This window comes from Acinetobacter sp. UBA6720, assembly GCF_002454215.1.
Taxonomy (GTDB): domain Bacteria; phylum Pseudomonadota; class Gammaproteobacteria; order Pseudomonadales; family Moraxellaceae; genus Acinetobacter.
In genome coordinates this window covers 1-16144 of sequence record NZ_DKIK01000046.1, presented here as the reverse complement: position 1 = coordinate 16144, position 16144 = coordinate 1, and the positions used below count along the sequence as shown (strand labels likewise).

Sequence of the window (16144 nt, the reverse complement as noted above, 5' to 3'; positions counted from 1 at the left end):
ATGTGGTTTCCACTCTATGCAGCCAGTTATGCCACACCGCAGTTTGCTCAGTATCAGGCCATTCAACACTATTTCAACCAAATACAAAGCAGACCTGCCTTCAATGCTGCAATGGCACGCGGGCAATGGTCTGCTTCCTATTTTGAAGACTATTGGTCTATCACGCAGTAAGTTCTACTTAGGCAGACTTTCTAGAGTTAACTTGCCCTTTAATCACGGCTTTCACATTACCTTTTAAATAATTAAAAAACACTTTGAGCGGCGACAGTTTCGGATTTGGTTGTTGACCTTCTGCGATATCCTTAAATTGCGCGGCGTACCAGATCACTTCCATAATCGCCATTTTATCAATCATCGAAATACCCGTTTTAATCTTATCGACTGCATAACGGACATCTTGCCCTGCAATTAAACGGTTGGTCACATCGGGTTCTACCGCAAACGGGCGTGCCATCCCAATAAAATCACACGCACCACTTTCTAAGGCTGCATTCATACCAGCCACAGTGCGAAAACCACCTGTCACCATCAACTTACACTGGACATATTCACGAATTTTTTCAGCAAATTCTAGAAAGTAAGCCTCACGTGCAATGGTCGATGCCTGACGTTTTTCTTGCTTCACCCCTGCCATCGCAGGTGCTTCATAGCTACCACCTGAAATTTCAATCAAATCAATCCCAGCCGCATCAATAGCTTTAAATGTCGCAATGACATCTTCTTCCGAAATCCCGCCACGCTGAAAATCTGCTGAATTAAGTTTGACCGAAATAATAAACTGATCCGAAGTCGCTGCACGTACCGCTTTATAAATTTCCAATAAAAAACGCATGCGGTTTTCAGCAGAACCACCCCATTGATCTTGGCGTTTATTGGTCAATGGCGATAAAAACTGGCTGATGAGATAACCATGTGCACCATGTAATTGCACGCCTTCAAAGCCTGCTTTTTCACAGATTGCAGCTGAAGTTGCAAAGCGCTGGATAATATCGAGGATTTCATCTTCACGAAGCGCTCGCGGCGTTCCAAAGCTCATTGCTAAAGCTGGACTAAACGGAACTGCTGAAGGTGCAACCGTTTCCTTATTTAAGCCCTTTGGGCACTGACGACCTGGATGTGACAACTGCACCAATTGCACCATGCCATGTTTTTTACCAATCGCAGCCCATTGTTTTAAGGGTTCTAAGTCACGTTCGGTTTCAATCACCACCACACCCGGCTCATTTTTAGCTCGGAAGTCCACCATCACATTACCTGTAATGGCACAGCCTAGGCCTCCCTTTGCCCAAGCCTCATACAAACCTAAATGCAAATGATTCGGCTGACCTGCATGATTGGCCAGTGCTTCACTCATCGCCCCTTTAATCATCTTATTTTTAAAATGGACCTGCCCAATGTCGATTGCGCTTGCAAGCTGGCTCATGAAAATTCATCCTTTAATATTTTTAGTGTTTTTACTCTATGTGTTTTTTGGCGACAGTCAAGAAAATTTGACAATTCATTTTGTCAAAATCTTCAACCTTTTATTTACTAAAATAATTTTACTGATACTGACTGGCTTGAATCAGTCGGCGCGTATAGTCAGACTGCGGTTGCTCAAAAAGCTGTTCCGTGGCTTGTACCTCTACTACTTTGGCATGTCGTAAAACCAAAACGTGTTGGCAAAGTGCTCGTACCACTTGTAAGTCATGACTAATAAACAAATAGCTGATGCCCTGCTCCTGTTGTAGACGGCGTAATAAAGCCACGATCGAACGTTGCGTACTTCGGTCTAAAGCCGAGGTTGGCTCATCTAAAATCAATAGTTTTGGTTGAAGTATCAAGGCTCTCGCCAAAGCCACACGTTGCCGCTGTCCGCCAGATAGCTCATGTGGATAATAGCTTTTAAATGTGACTGGTAACTCCACCTGAGATAAGACATTCTCAACAAGCTGTGTCCTCTCGAACAAGGACAAATGTTTTAAGGTCAGACCTTCCATGATAATTTGCTCAACACTCATGCGTGGATTCAAACTTGCAAACGGGTCTTGAAACACGATTTGAAAATCACCGCGAAGTGGACGTAATGCTTTTTGCGAAAGTTGGTTTAAATCATGTTCTCCAAACTGGATCTGTCCTCGACTTTCAATCAACCTTGCTACAGCAAGTGCCAAAGAACTTTTGCCTGCACCACTTTCCCCCACCACGCCCAAAGAATGTCCTTGAGCCAAGCTTAAGTCTAAAGCTTCAATCGCAGCACGATACTGCGTCGTTCGATTCAACCAGCCTTTTTTAATCGGAAATTTGACCTCAAGTTGTTTTAAGCTGAGTAAAGGTGCTGCATTTTGTACGCTAATGGCTTGACCAAAAGAATGATTGAGTAAGTTTTGAGTATAAGTAGACTGCGACTGCTCAAAAATTTGCGCAACCTTCCCCTGCTCGATGACCCTACCTTGATGGATGACCACGACATCATCAGCATAGTGTTTCACCAAGTTGAGGTCATGGCTAATCAAAATCATGGCCATCTTATGACGCTGTTGTAAAGACTTGAGCAAGTCTAAAATTTGAACTTGTAACATGACATCTAGTGCTGTGGTGGGTTCATCAGCAATCAAAATATCAGGCTCTTGCACCAGCGCCATAGCAATCATGACCCGTTGGCGCTGTCCACCAGACAACTCATAAGGAAAACGTTGCAACACACTTTCCGGATTTGCAATACCCACGTCCTCTAGCAAGGCAATTACACGCTGCCGAGCTTGCGTTTTCGACCAGCCCTGTAACCATAGAGTCTCAGCAATGATCTTTTCCACCCGATGTAAAGAATTCAAGGCGGTCATCGGCTCTTGAAAAACCATCGCGATTTTTTGCCCACGAATCGGCCTAAATTGTGCATCGTTCAGCGCTAGGAGATTTTTTCCATCTAACAGTACTGAGCCTTGCACTTGCAATGTTTTCGGCAATAAACCCATCAAGGCTAAAGCGCTGATTGATTTTCCCGAACCGCTCTCTCCAACCAACGCTAAAGTCTGCCCAGCACGCAGTTCAAAACTGAGCTGATCGACCAACACCCTTTCTGTACTTTGAATGCTCAGTGCATTCACTTTAAGTATCGGTGCTGTACTATTGGCGTCTAGGGTCAAATGCATCGCGCAAAGCCTCCCCGATATACATCAGCAACGCAAGCACAATGGCCAAGCTAAAAAAGCCAGACAGTGCCAACCACGGCGCATTTAAATTATTCTTCCCTTGTAACAAAAGCTCGCCCAGTGATGCCGCATCAGGCGGTAGGCCATAACCCAAGAAATCCAGTGCTGTTAACGCAGTAATATTGGCAGTTAAGATAAAAGGAAGTTGTGACAAGCTAGAGCTGATGGCATTGGGTAAAATATGCCGAAAGATAATAGCTCGGTTGGTGACACCTAAACTCCGTGCTCCACGAACATAATCCAACTGGCGCGCTCTTAAAAACTCAGCACGTACCAATGGAACCAAAATCGTCCAACTGAATAACAGCATGATGAAAAACAGCCAGTAGATATTGGGGCTGAACATACTGACTAGAATCATCACCATGAACAGCATGGGTAGCCCACCCCAGACTTCTAAAATGCGCTGCCCAATTAAATCCACCCAACCACCGTAATAACCTTGTATTGCCCCAATCACAATGCCCAATACAGCTGAACAGAAAGTCAAAATAAAACCAAACAGCAATGAGACACGTAAGCCATATAATACTCGCGCCAAGACATCACGACCTTGGTCATCTGTCCCGAGCCAATTTTGCGCCGTGGGTGGTGACGGTACTGGGACAGTTAAATCTACATTCGGGGTTTGATATGAATATTGAATCAACGGCCACATGGCCCAACCTTTTGCTTGAATCAGCTGTTGTACCACTGGATCTTTATATTCAGTTTCAGTCTCAAAAACACCGCCAAAAGTCGTTTCAGGATAGTGTTTCAATACAGGGAAATACAAAGCATGATCATACTTCACCAACAGCGGTTTATCATTCGCGATCAGTTCTGCAGCTAAAGAAAGGACAAAAACACAGATAAATAAAATACAACAACTGAGCCCGAGCCTATTTTGCTTAAATCGTTTGAAACCTGCCTGTAAAATGGGTGACATCAGCCTCTCCCTTGCGAATCAAAATGTATTCGCGGATCAATCAACTGATACAACACATCGCCAATCAGACGCAGCAGCAAGCCCAACAAAGTAAAAATGAACAAGGTGCCAAAGATCACAGGATAGTCGCGTTGCACAATCGCCTCAAAGCCCAATAAACCTAAACCATCCAGATTAAAAATGATCTCGATAAATAAATTACCTACAAAAAAGTAAGCGATTAAAGCTTCAGGTAAACCTGCTACCACAATCAATATTGCATTGCGAAACACATGACCATACAACACTTGAGACTCGGTCAGACCTTTAGAACGCGCCGTCAGCACGTAGGGCTTGCTGAGCTCTTCCATAAACGAATACTTGGTGAGATAAGTCACCGTGGCAAAACCACCAATCACCATGGCTAACAGCGGTAAAGCCATGTGCCAAAAATAATCTTTAATTTTGCCCCATAGCGACAAGTCCACAAAATTTTCCGAAACCAAACCTTGTAAGGGGAACCATTGAAAATAAGAACCGCCTGCAAAAAATACAATCAGAAGAATTGCAAAAATAAATGCAGGAACCGCATAAGCCACGGCCAGCAGTAGCGATGTAGACTGATCAAACACCGTACCGTGCAATCGAGCTTTTTTGATGCCCAAAGGAATGGAAATCAGATAAATTAACAAGGCACTCCACAGCCCTAAGGACACGGATACGGGTAATTTATCCTTAATCAGTGCTGTAACGGGCTGGTCTTTAAAAAAGCTGGTGCCGAAGTCCAGTTGCGCATAATTTTTCACCATTGCAAAAAAGCGTACATGCATGGGCTGATCAAAACCATAATGTGCTTTGATCTTTGCGAGCATTTCATCACTAAGTCCTTGTGCGCCCTGATAGACATTTGAACCTGCACCTGCACCGCCCAGATTACCCAAAGTTTGCATGACTTCCGCTTGCTGAATGGCTTGCTCAACAGGCCCTCCAGGCGCAATTTGGATCACAGCAAAATTGATCAACAAAATCAAAAATAAGGTCGGAACAATCAGCAACAGCCTTTTGAATATATAGATACGCATCTCAAAAACCCCTATGCCAGCTTATGGCTTGGCTGCCTGACCTAAATACTGGCTCACCTTTTTTGTCTGTTTAGCATCACTCCACCAATAATCCAACCCGACATTCAACTGCGGGCTCCGTACCGGTTTTTGATACATATTCCAATAGGCATACCATTGATCAGCTTTACCATAGGTTGGTATTTGATAATACCCCGCACGCAGCAAGCGATCTAAAATACGCGTTTGTACCACCACTTGCTTACGATCAGGTGCTTGAATCAACTGTTGAATCATCTGATCAATCACCGGATTTTGAATGCCTGAATAATTATAATTTCCCACCTGATGGGCTGAAGTACTGCCCCACAGCTGTACCTGTTCTTTGCCCGGTGTTAAAGACTGCGGCATCGTTTGTAGGGTCATATCAAAATTTTGAGTACGCATCCGCTCATAATACTGAGGTGTATCAACCTGTCGAATGTTCAGCTGTATTCCTAGTCGCTTTAGATGGCGAACAAAAGGCGCAATTTCACGCACAGCATCACTTGGCTGAATCAGAAACTCAAACTGGATCGGCTTATTTTTCCGATCCAACAATTGCCCTTTGGCATTATATCTATAGCCATTTTTTAATAAAATCTGTCGTGCGATAAGCAAATTATTTCGATTATAGCCCGATCCATCTGAAGCTGAATAATGCCAATTTTTTAAAACGCCGTCTCGCTGCACAGGATGCAATTTCGCCAAATAAGGTTTTAAGATTTTGATTTCAGCAGCCGAAGGCAGACCCTTCGCCTCTAGTTCGCTATTAGAAAAATAACTTTGCAGACGTTGATATTGCCCATAGAACATCGCTTTGTTTTGCCACTCAAAGTCGTAGGCATAAGTTAAAGCTTGGCGAAAATAAATATCTTGAAAAGGCTGACGACGGGTATTAAACACAAAACTTTGCGTCGGTATCGGATTGAAATGCTTAAAGCGATACTTTTTAACGAGACCTTGTTTCACTGCGGGAAAGTTATAGGCCGTCACCCATTGGCGTGCGGACTCTTCCTCATGCAAAGTATACAAACCCGCCTTAAACGCAGTAAAAGCAATATCTTTGCTGCGATAATACACATAAGCCACATGGTTAAAATTATAACGCCCTTGATTGACCTTTAAATCTCTGGCCCAATACTTTGGATTACGCTTATAAACAACGCGCTGCCCTGCATTGATTTTCTCTAAAACATAAGGGCCTGAACCTAAAATCGGCTTGACTGAAGTTTGACTAAAGTCTTTGCCTTGCCAGTCCTTTTTGGAATAAATTGGCATTCTGGCCACGATCAAAGGCATTTCCACATTATTTCGTGTTTTAAAATACATTTTGATGCTGTATTTGGACAACACTTCGGTCTTGGCTAAATCCGACAAATACATCTGCAAGCCAAAATTGGACTTGGTTTGAAAAAGATCAAAACTAAACTTTACATCAGCTGCGGTAACAGGACTACCATCACTAAACCGTGCTTTTGGGTTTAAATGAAAAATGATCACGTTAAAATTTTTCGGGTCATAGCTAACCTTTTCTGCCAGCAATGGATACATCACTGCAGGCTCATCTAACGAACTACTCATGAGTGAGTCAAATAAATAATTGGTTCCCTCAACCGCAGTACCGCGACCATTCATGCTGTTTAAGTTATCAAAACTCCCAATGACTGCACGAGTTAATTCACCACCCTTCGGTGCCTGCACATTGGCATAAGGCAGATGATCTAATTGGCTGTATTTCGGCATACCATAAGGTGCAATAAAAGGCATGGTCTGCACTGCAGACCATGCCTTTAAAGGTATCGTTACAAGGCTGAACAGCAAGAGCGTTGTTCTAACCATCATCGGAGATTTCTCTGAAATTGCATTTCAACTCAATATTAGTTCGGCACCTTAATTACATCACCAATGCGCAACTGCGTATTCGGCTTAATGTCATTGAGCTCAGCCAATTGCGAAGTGTCCATCCCATAACGGCTTGCCAGTCCAATTAAGGTATCACCACGTTTCACTGTGTACTGCGTAATCAGTTTCGGGATTTGAATGCTTTGGCCAACTTGTAAGCCCGCACGTGCACTGAGGTTATTTAAAGCAGCAAGCTCTGACACCGACATCCCAACACGACTTGCAATTGAGTTTAACGATTCACCTGACTTCACTTTATAGCTTTCAGTTGCTCGACCTGAATTTGCTTGTGGTTTTGCTGTCACTGTTTCTGTTTTAATTGGCGCCGGATCAACATCACCGTCTATTTTTAAACGCTGACCGACACGAACATTGGCCGTACGGCTTAAGTTATTCAGTTCAGCCAAATAGTTAAGCTGTAAGTGATATTTACGCGCAATACTATTTAGGGTTTCACCCGATTTCACCACGTGAATATCAGTTGAGTTATTACTTGCAGTCGTTTGTTTTTCGACTGTTTTCGGCATTTCAACAGCAGATACTTCACCCGTTAATTTGAGTTTTTGACCCGCACGTAAGCCCGCTGTACGACTCATATTATTGAGGTCAGCAATATAGTCCATACCCAAATTATATTTCGAAGCAATCGCAGTTAATGAGTCCCCCGACTGAACGGTATAAGTATCTGGCACAGTTGAACCCGCAGGGATTTTGATTGTTTGACCGACTTGTAAACCACTATTGCTTGAAATGTTGTTTAAATCCGCAAGCTCTGACAGGCTCATTTTCGACTGTGAGGCAATGCTATATAGCGTATCACCACGTTGCACTTTATAACTTTCAACTTTGAACTGTGGTGCAGCTTTAGCATTATCAATTTTAACAGAAGAGGCTTTTGTATTATTTGCCGCTAAGCTTTTAACATCATTGAGAGGCACATTAATTTTTTGTCCCACCAACAAGTTGCTGCCCGCATTTAAACCTGGTGTTAAATCTGCCAATTCTTGGTTTGACAGCGCATAGCGGTCTGCAATCAGTTTCAGATATTCGCCACGTTTCACAGTATAAGACTGAGTTGCTACTTTAGTTTGGCTAGTCGCTTTCTCATCGTTAGCTTTTGCGCGTGATTGTGCTGTTTCTTTTAAGGAAAGCTTTTGTCCCACACGCACGCCACTGCTCACACTTAAACCATTATAGTCAGCCAACTGTTTAAGACTTAAACCAAATTCATCTGCAATACCCGTTAAAGTATCATTGGCACGAACGGTATAACTATCAGGCTTAGAATCTGTTTTTATAGCAGAACGCGGTTCGACTTTTTCAACCAGAGGTTTTGCGTCATATAAATAAATAGAGGTTCCGACATATAGTGTAGCATTGGCATCCATTTGATTCCATTTCGCTACATCACGCCAATTCACCCTATTTTTAGCTGCAATTACGGCTAAAGTATCACCCGGTTGTACGGTATAAGTTGAACGTTTGCCTTTTGGCGGAACAATTACAATTTCAGAGTCAGTCTTAACAAAGTTTTTACCTTGATTACGTTTCACTTCGTCCGAATCAAGACTGGTATTGTCTGCCACCGATTTTGGATATGCAAAGCCTTTAGTCAACTCTTTACCTTGTAGCTCAGCCACAGACTGACTCGTTTGAATTGCAGTCAGTTTAATTTTGCCATCTAAAGGATCGACAATTTCTGTCCCTTGTGGTGCTAAAGCTTGAATTTCAGCAACCACTTCAGCTTGTTCTGCTTTGGTCGCAACAGGTTTTAGGACTTCATCAACAGTTTTAGTTTGACCTTCAGCCTGAATGGCTGCAGTTAACTGCTCACGCTCCGCAGCAGAAATCGGGGGTTCAACTGATACTGGTTTTACAGGTGTCACAGGCGTTACAGCAACAGGAATACGTGGTGCACTTGGAATATCGCTATTGGCAGCAAAGGCTGCTAGTGCACTCGAACCTTTAGGCGTAGAACCGCGTACGGGGGTACTTACACTTGCGGCACTAGATGACGTTACAGTGGATGTCGTTAACTTCGGCTCAGTTTTGGTTGTTGTTGTCGCCAAAACTGGTGGAGTATTTTTCGATGGAGAAATAGTTTTGCTGTTTAAAGTTGGTGGTTCAACCTTGCTCGGTTGGATTGTTTGATTATTTTCAGGCAATTTAGTATTGGCAGATGCCCATAAACCGCCTGAGCCACCTTGTAACTTCTTCAAACGCGCATCAACTGAAGGGCTCAAATCTGCAGGAATTAAAATTCGCATTGGACTTGAACTATCAATCCACTCTCCACGGTGTCCTGGGTTTAACTGATACAATTCGGCTCGGCTTAAACCTGTAATCGACGCAACTTCATTTAAACTCACCGCGCCCACAGTGACTTCTCTAAAGTGCGGACGGTTCGCAATCGGCGGCAAATTAATGTTATAGGCATTTGGATTTTTAATGATCTGCGCAACTGCCAAGAAACGTGGTACATAGTTCATGGTTTCTTCAGGCAGTTTTAACGACCAATAATCCGTTGGTAAACCCGCCGCTTTATTGCGGTTAATCGCTTGTTGAATACGGCCCGGACCTGCATTATAAGCTGCTAGCGCAAGTTCCCATGAACCAAACTGGTTATATAAACTTCCTAAGAATTCATACGCAGCACGCGTTGACTCAACTACATCACGTCGGCCATCGTACTGGCTACTTTGTTTTAAGCCATAAATACGGCCAGTACTTGGAATAAATTGCCATAAGCCCGCAGCTGCAGCACTACTGGTTGCAGCAGGATCATACGAGCTTTCAATCACAGGTAGCAGAGCAAGCTCTGTTGGTAAACCACGACGCTCAGCTTCTTTAACAGTATGATACAAATAACGTGAAGCACGCGCACTTAAGCGATCCAAATACGGTTGACGTGAAATAAACCAACCGCGCTGTGCATCAATACGTGGATTCCAGTGATCACTGTTCATCTTAAAACCCACAGTCATCCGTTTCCACACGTCACCGTGCTTTAAAACTAAAAGTCGATCCCCTTCCACCGCGCGCATATCGGTCGCAGAAAGGAGGTCTTCTAAAGAATCTAAACTGTTTGCATCTAAATAACCTGAACCCAGTTGTTTGGACTTCGATGCCTGAGTTGCACTTTGCGTCGAGGAACAGCCTACCAAACCGAGTGTCGCAAGTGCTGAACCGAGGACTGTAATTTTAAATAATGTCGGTAACATCGGTTGGCCAAAAAAGGCAGCTGACTTATACATAAGAGAATCCAAACAACTCGTATAAAATTTATTTTTTAGATCTGCCATTGTAGTAAAGCAGGCCACAGACACAAGGCGTTAATTTAACTCGAAATCAGTATAAATGTTACAAGAAATTAAAAAAGCTGCATCTTATACACTTCTCTAGTGCATTTGCGTTATACAATGGTGCCCGCTTAGTTTTAATTTTCAGTTTACGGAAGTTGTGTATGTCACAAACAATTACCCTGTATGTCGATGGTGCTTGTCGTGGAAACCCAGGTCTTGGGGGATGGGGTGCCTACATTATTACAGAAACTGAAGAACATAAACTGTGTGGTGGTGAAGATAATACCACCAATAACCGCATGGAACTCACTGCCGCTATTGAGGGTATCCTTTTTTGCCCAACAGACGCAAAGTTGATTGTTTGGACAGATTCAACCTACGTAAAACGCGGCATTACCGAGTGGATTACGGGTTGGAAAAAGAAAAATTGGAAAGATGTTAAAAATCCAGACTTATGGCAAAAACTCGATGCAGCCTGTCAAGGGCGTGATATCGACTGGCATTGGGTTAAAGGTCATGCAGGTCACGAAGGCAATGAAATGGCAGATCAATTGGCAAACCTCGGTGCCGATCAAACACAGGCTCAACTTCGTCAGTCTAAAACTGCAACAACAGAACCCTCTGTAGATAAAAAAAAAGTTGAACCCGACTGGTTGTTAAACGATCCTTTTGGTTTGGGTTTCGATGACGAAGAAGCCGATGACAGCGAAGATTTGGCCGAAAGTGAAATAGACGTTCCAGTACAAGTACCAAGTACAGTAGCTGAACCAGAATTTGAGACAACGAAGCCTTCTACTGATCAAACGCCTGAAATTACGGCAAGTGTCGATTTAACACAACTCAATCAACATCCGCAAATTGTGATTACCCCGCGTAAGGTTGAAGTCTTTGGTTTAAGACAACTCATTCTCGATACCGAAACCACAGGTTTTTATTATCAAGATGGCGACCGTATTATTGAAGTCGGTGCCATTGAAATGGTCAACCGCAAACTTACGGGTAGTTCAATTCATATTTATATCAATCCGCAAAAACCTGTGGGCGACTCTGAAAATGTCCACGGTATTTCAGATGACTTTCTTAAAGACAAACCGCTGTACCAAGATATTGCAGATACTTTGTTTGCATATTTAAAAGGTGCTGAGATCATTGCACATAACGCGACTTTCGATATGAATTTCTTAGATACAGAGTTCAAGCGTGCAGGTTTTGTTGCGCTTTCTGAAGTATGTGCGGTGACAGATACCCTCGCGATGGCAAAGTCTAAGCATCCGGGACAGAAAAACTCACTCGATGCCTTAGTTCGCCGTTACGAAATTCCACAGCGTGACCGTACATTCCACGGCGCATTGCTAGATGCTGAAATCCTTGCTGATGTTTACTTAGCTATGACGGGTGGTCAGGTTTCTTTTGATATGGACGCCCTATCACATAGCGAACAACAAAATAGCCAAGCAACACGTCAAACACTTGAAATTGAACTCCCAGTGATTTTACCCTCGACCGAGGAACTAGAAGCACATGAGACTTGGGTCAAACAATACCAAGAAAAACATGGCACACCTTGCCTTTTCGCCAAATAAAATCTAAAGTTTTTGTTAACTTTTGTATTACAAGATTTTTCAGTTAGGCTATAGTGATAAACAAGTTGCTATGCCTCTATTTGGCAGCATATAAACACGATAAAACACTAGGATAGGTGCAGATCAATGTCTTACCAAACCTCTATTCATTTTGATCCAACAGCGCTGCTGATAATAAAAAATGAAGTGGATAATTCCATTAAACTGGTTGAATCAGCTGTGAGCACCTTAGCAGAAGATCAGACTTTACCATTTGGAATTGACGATGCATTAAACCAATTTGAGCAGTGTGCTCAAGTCCTTGCATTGATTGATATGCCAAGCTTGGCAAAAATTGCTGAATACTCTGCTGAGTTAATGCGCAAGATCATGGGGAATCCTGCACAAATTAATACTCAAGATGTCATTGCGCTGAGTGAAGGCACAACGATGCTAAAGCGCTACATTGAATTCATCTGCTTAAGAGAAGTCAAAATCCCACAGTTTTTACTCGATACATTAAACCGACTGGAACGGGCTTTAGGTAAACCTTTGACCCAAGAAGGTCAACATATCGAGTCGCTATTAGATTGCATCACTCCTGATTTTCATTTACCCCAAGCACCAAGTCTTGAAAAATCACAATACGTTCACCGCTTGTATAAGCTTTCTCTAAGCAAAATGCTGAAGCAAGAAGAGAGTGAGTTGGACTTACAAGCTATAAAATTGGTTGGAACCTATTTAGCGGGGCTATCTGAACAAACACCAAGTAAACAGTATTGGAACTTGGTCTATGTTGCACTCAATCAAATTGATCAGCTCATCATCAATGAACCCCGCTTACGCACCCTAGTCAGTATTGAACGTAATATGGCGCAATTCTTTGCAGCCCCTGAAAGCTTCAAAGCAGACTTAACAGATCTTGCTAATATTCTCAGCCTTTGTATTAGCCAAGAAGATGAAGTATCTCAGCAAATTCGGAGTCAACTCAACATTGGCGATGACCTACTGACTGATACTCAACTACAAGTTTTCAGCCGCCACTTATATGGCCCTGATTTTGAAACAATGCATACGATTAGTGATTTGGTCACCGCTGAAATGTCACAAATCCGTAATGATATTGAGTACAACTACCAAAACATGACGCCAGAAAAGACTCAAGAGCTTCAAGCGAAGCTGGTCGATCTTGCCAATATTTTCAAAGTGTTAAACTTAAATGAAGCGTATAATGACTTAAACCGTCAGGCAGCATCTCTCAGTCAAACTGATATGCTTAAAGATGAAAACTTTGCACAACAACTCATGAATGTCATTCTGTCAGCAATGAACTCGATTGGCGTACTAGAGCGTCACCATACATCAAGCCGCTTACAGCTTCGTGTCAACAACATGAATATCTCGCTAGACCGTTTAGACGAAGCACATGCAGCTTTGCTCACAGAAGCAAAAGTATCCATTGATTTAAGCAGTCAAGCATTGACGCAATACCAACAAGAACAAAACTTAATCGTGCTTGAGAATACCTCTGCCCAGTTACGTGAAGTAGCTGGTGCAATGTTGTTCTTGGGTGCAGAACATGGTCAAACAGCACTGAATATTGCAGCAGCATTTGTTCAACAACAGCTAGATGCAGAAACGGCTCTGACGGCAGCGCAAGTGAATCATGTACTTGATGCACTCGCAAGTGCCGATATGCTGATTGAGAATTTAAAGAGTAAACAACCTGTATTACACAGCATGTTTGATGTAGCATTAGCCAGTAGCCAAAACTTAAAGACTGTTGCCTAATGTCAGAATTATCACTTGCATATATTTTTCATCAACAACAATTATTGGTTGACCATAACTTCCAATTGCCCCGTGTAGAAAAGTTAGCAAGTGATTTAAGTTTTCACTCGGGTGATCAGGTGATTGCCCGAGATTTATTAGAAAATGAGCCTATTCCCGAAGGCTTGCAGTTAATTCCAATTCGTCAGTTACTTCCACTTTGGAGTACTGAGCAATTTGAGCAAGCCAGCCGTGCAATCCAACTACTAGAATGGCGCCGTAATCATAAGTACTGTAGCCACTGTGGTCATGCCACTCAAGCACATGCAACCGAATACGCCATGATTTGCCCTGCCTGTGGTTATCATCAGTACCCACGTGTACAACCGTGTGTGATTACAGTCATCACTCGGGGGGAAAATGAAATCCTATTGGCTAAAAATGCACGCAACACACGCAGCAACATGTATGGTTTGATTGCAGGTTTTGTTGAGGTCGGTGAAACTTTAGAAGAAGCGGTACGTCGCGAAACCTTGGAAGAAGTCGGTATTCAAGTGCAAAATATTCAATACTTGGCAAGTCAGCCTTGGCCTTTCCCGAGTAATTTAATGGTTGCATTTAAAGCTGAATATGCCTCGGGTGAACTATGTTTACAAGAAGAAGAAATCAGTGATGCACAATTCTTTAAGTTTGATCAACTCCCTGAAATTCCTTTTAAAGGCAGTATCGCGCATGCGATGATTATGCATGCGACTCAAGGGACTATTGTAGCCGATGACACACGTGAGTGGCTATAAGCTCACTCACTGTTCCATGATAAGTTACGACCCAATTAATGCTTAAGTGCATCCTCTAACGCCTGCATGATTTTTTGCTTGGTACTAAAGTAACGACTAAATAAACTTGAGACTGAACCAATCATCGAGATATGTCCCATACGTGGTACGGTCCAAAGTTGACTGTAATTACCCTTTTCTTTCAATCTACGATCCAAGTCAACAGCATTGCTTAAGCCAACAATGTCATCATTTTCTGCAACCAGCAGATAATGTTTCACCGTATTCGACTCAACAAAATAATACGGCATGACTTCTTGATAAGGCTTGTTTTGATCAAAAGCATCTGCACAAATTGGATCGCCTTTATAGTCAAAATGATAAGGCCCTGCCAAACCAATAATGGCGGTAATTTGACTTCGGCACTGGATCTCATAAGGCTTAGGATGATAAAGCGCCGACATCACATTAAATGCACCTGCGGAATGCCCCATCAATACAACTTTTTCAGTCGAAATCTGATACTTTTGTTGATGCACATTTAAAAAGTTTAAAGCCAAACTCAAGTCATCAATTGAGGTCGGAAAGATATGCTCAGGTGCCAAATGATAATTAATCACTGCCACATCAAAACCTTCTTTGGCAAAAGCCTCACCAATGAAGCGATAGTCTTTCTTATCACCATGCATCCACGCACCACCATGCACAAAAACAATTAGTGGACGATGCTCACGTGGCGTTTGTGTGCGGAACAAATCCAAACGATGTCGCGCACGCAAACCATAAGCTACATTTTCTTGAACGAAATAGCCTTTACGCGGCGTTAAACGGTTTAGGGCATAGCTACCGACATCATAAATACGAAAATCACGGTACAGTAATCTTGCATACTCTACCGAACGATTCAGTCCTTTAATAAAAGGCTGAAGTTTATTGAACATTACTTGGCTCAACTTGGTCTGGGTCTATCGCTACAGGTGTTTGTTCTGTAGGTACAGCATTCATCATAGGTGATGCAAATGCATTGCTCGTTTGTGATTGTTGTTCAATGTTATCAACTAAGGTAATAATTTTAGTGACGTTACCCACTTGTTGTAATACTTGGTTTAAGTCCGCAATTTCAGCAGTATTTAAACGCCCCATCACATACAACACGCCATCTTCTGTGTGAGTCCGTACTTTTGCATCAGAAACCACCGCTGCTTTCATAATCAAACCACGGGTATTAGCCGTCACCGATGTATCTTGCATGATCGTACCGTAACTGATCTGGTCTCCAACAGTAATATAATTATGTACCATTTTTACATCCGACATCGCACGGACATTATCTTCTGCGAGTTGACGTAAATGCTGATCAGGAACTTGTCCTGTTAATAGTACATTGCCGTGAAAACTTTCAATATTGACACGTGACTGTTTAAAACGGCTATCCAATTTATATAAATTAATTTTTGCAGTACGCTCAATTGAAGAGTCGATGAAAACTTGTCCTAATGAACGCGCACCACTTTCTGTTCCTACAGCAGCTGTCCCTGTTCCACCCGAAATGAAACTTGCACATCCAGATAAACTTGCGACACATAATACGGTCATTGCAATACGATTGAACACTCAGCAAGACTCCTCAA

Annotated in this window: 11 protein-coding genes; 3 read left to right on the top strand and 8 right to left on the bottom strand. The window is 42.6% G+C overall.

From position 1 onward, the window contains the following. Positions 1-178: 178 nt before the first annotated feature. From B4F08_RS04030 to B4F08_RS04005, 6 genes are all read right to left on the bottom strand, one after another. The gene (locus B4F08_RS04030) at positions 179-1423 is read right to left on the bottom strand and encodes an NADH:flavin oxidoreductase/NADH oxidase family protein (protein ID WP_291373333.1); all 1245 of its coding nucleotides are present in this window, start codon (positions 1421-1423) and stop codon (positions 179-181) included. Between the two features lie 118 nt (positions 1424-1541). Next, complete coding sequence (locus B4F08_RS04025) at positions 1542-3131, bottom strand: ABC transporter ATP-binding protein (RefSeq protein ID WP_291373331.1); 1590 nt, start codon at positions 3129-3131, stop codon at positions 1542-1544. Beyond that, complete coding sequence (locus B4F08_RS04020; RefSeq protein ID WP_291373328.1) at positions 3106-4119, bottom strand: ABC transporter permease; 1014 nt, start codon at positions 4117-4119, stop codon at positions 3106-3108. The genes B4F08_RS04025 and B4F08_RS04020 overlap by 26 nt, the downstream gene beginning before the upstream one ends. Further along, positions 4119-5180 (bottom strand): microcin C ABC transporter permease YejB, encoded by a 1062-nt coding sequence (gene yejB, locus B4F08_RS04015; protein WP_291373326.1) that lies wholly within the window; start codon positions 5178-5180, stop codon positions 4119-4121. Before yejB ends, B4F08_RS04020 begins: the two co-directional genes overlap by 1 nt. 21 nt (positions 5181-5201) lie before the next feature. Then, complete coding sequence (locus tag B4F08_RS04010) at positions 5202-7043, bottom strand: extracellular solute-binding protein (protein ID WP_291373324.1); 1842 nt, start codon at positions 7041-7043, stop codon at positions 5202-5204. Positions 7044-7078: 35 nt separating this feature from the next. Further along, positions 7079-10357: a LysM peptidoglycan-binding domain-containing protein gene (locus tag B4F08_RS04005; RefSeq protein ID WP_291373322.1), complete on the bottom strand. Its 3279-nt coding sequence runs from the start codon at positions 10355-10357 to the stop codon at positions 7079-7081. Positions 10358-10566: 209 nt separating this feature from the next. Between B4F08_RS04005 and dnaQ the strand changes: the two genes are divergently transcribed. From dnaQ to nudC, 3 genes are all read left to right on the top strand, one after another. Beyond that, positions 10567-11988: a DNA polymerase III subunit epsilon gene (gene dnaQ / locus B4F08_RS04000; RefSeq protein ID WP_291373320.1), complete on the top strand. Its 1422-nt coding sequence runs from the start codon at positions 10567-10569 to the stop codon at positions 11986-11988. A 126-nt stretch (positions 11989-12114) separates the two neighbouring features. Further along, on the top strand, positions 12115-13758 hold the full coding sequence (locus B4F08_RS03995) for a chemotaxis protein (protein ID WP_291373318.1): 1644 nt from the start codon (positions 12115-12117) through the stop codon (positions 13756-13758). After that, complete coding sequence (nudC, locus tag B4F08_RS03990; protein ID WP_110975304.1) at positions 13758-14534, top strand: NAD(+) diphosphatase; 777 nt, start codon at positions 13758-13760, stop codon at positions 14532-14534. Before B4F08_RS03995 ends, nudC begins: the two co-directional genes overlap by 1 nt. Before the next feature lie 35 nt (positions 14535-14569). On the opposite strand, the gene B4F08_RS03985 is transcribed toward nudC, so the two are convergent. Both B4F08_RS03985 and B4F08_RS03980 read right to left on the bottom strand, forming a co-directional pair. Further along, positions 14570-15454: an alpha/beta hydrolase gene (locus B4F08_RS03985; RefSeq protein WP_086207795.1), complete on the bottom strand. Its 885-nt coding sequence runs from the start codon at positions 15452-15454 to the stop codon at positions 14570-14572. Then, on the bottom strand, positions 15444-16127 hold the full coding sequence (locus tag B4F08_RS03980; RefSeq protein WP_291373315.1) for a BON domain-containing protein: 684 nt from the start codon (positions 16125-16127) through the stop codon (positions 15444-15446). Before B4F08_RS03980 ends, B4F08_RS03985 begins: the two co-directional genes overlap by 11 nt. Positions 16128-16144 lie beyond the last annotated feature (17 nt).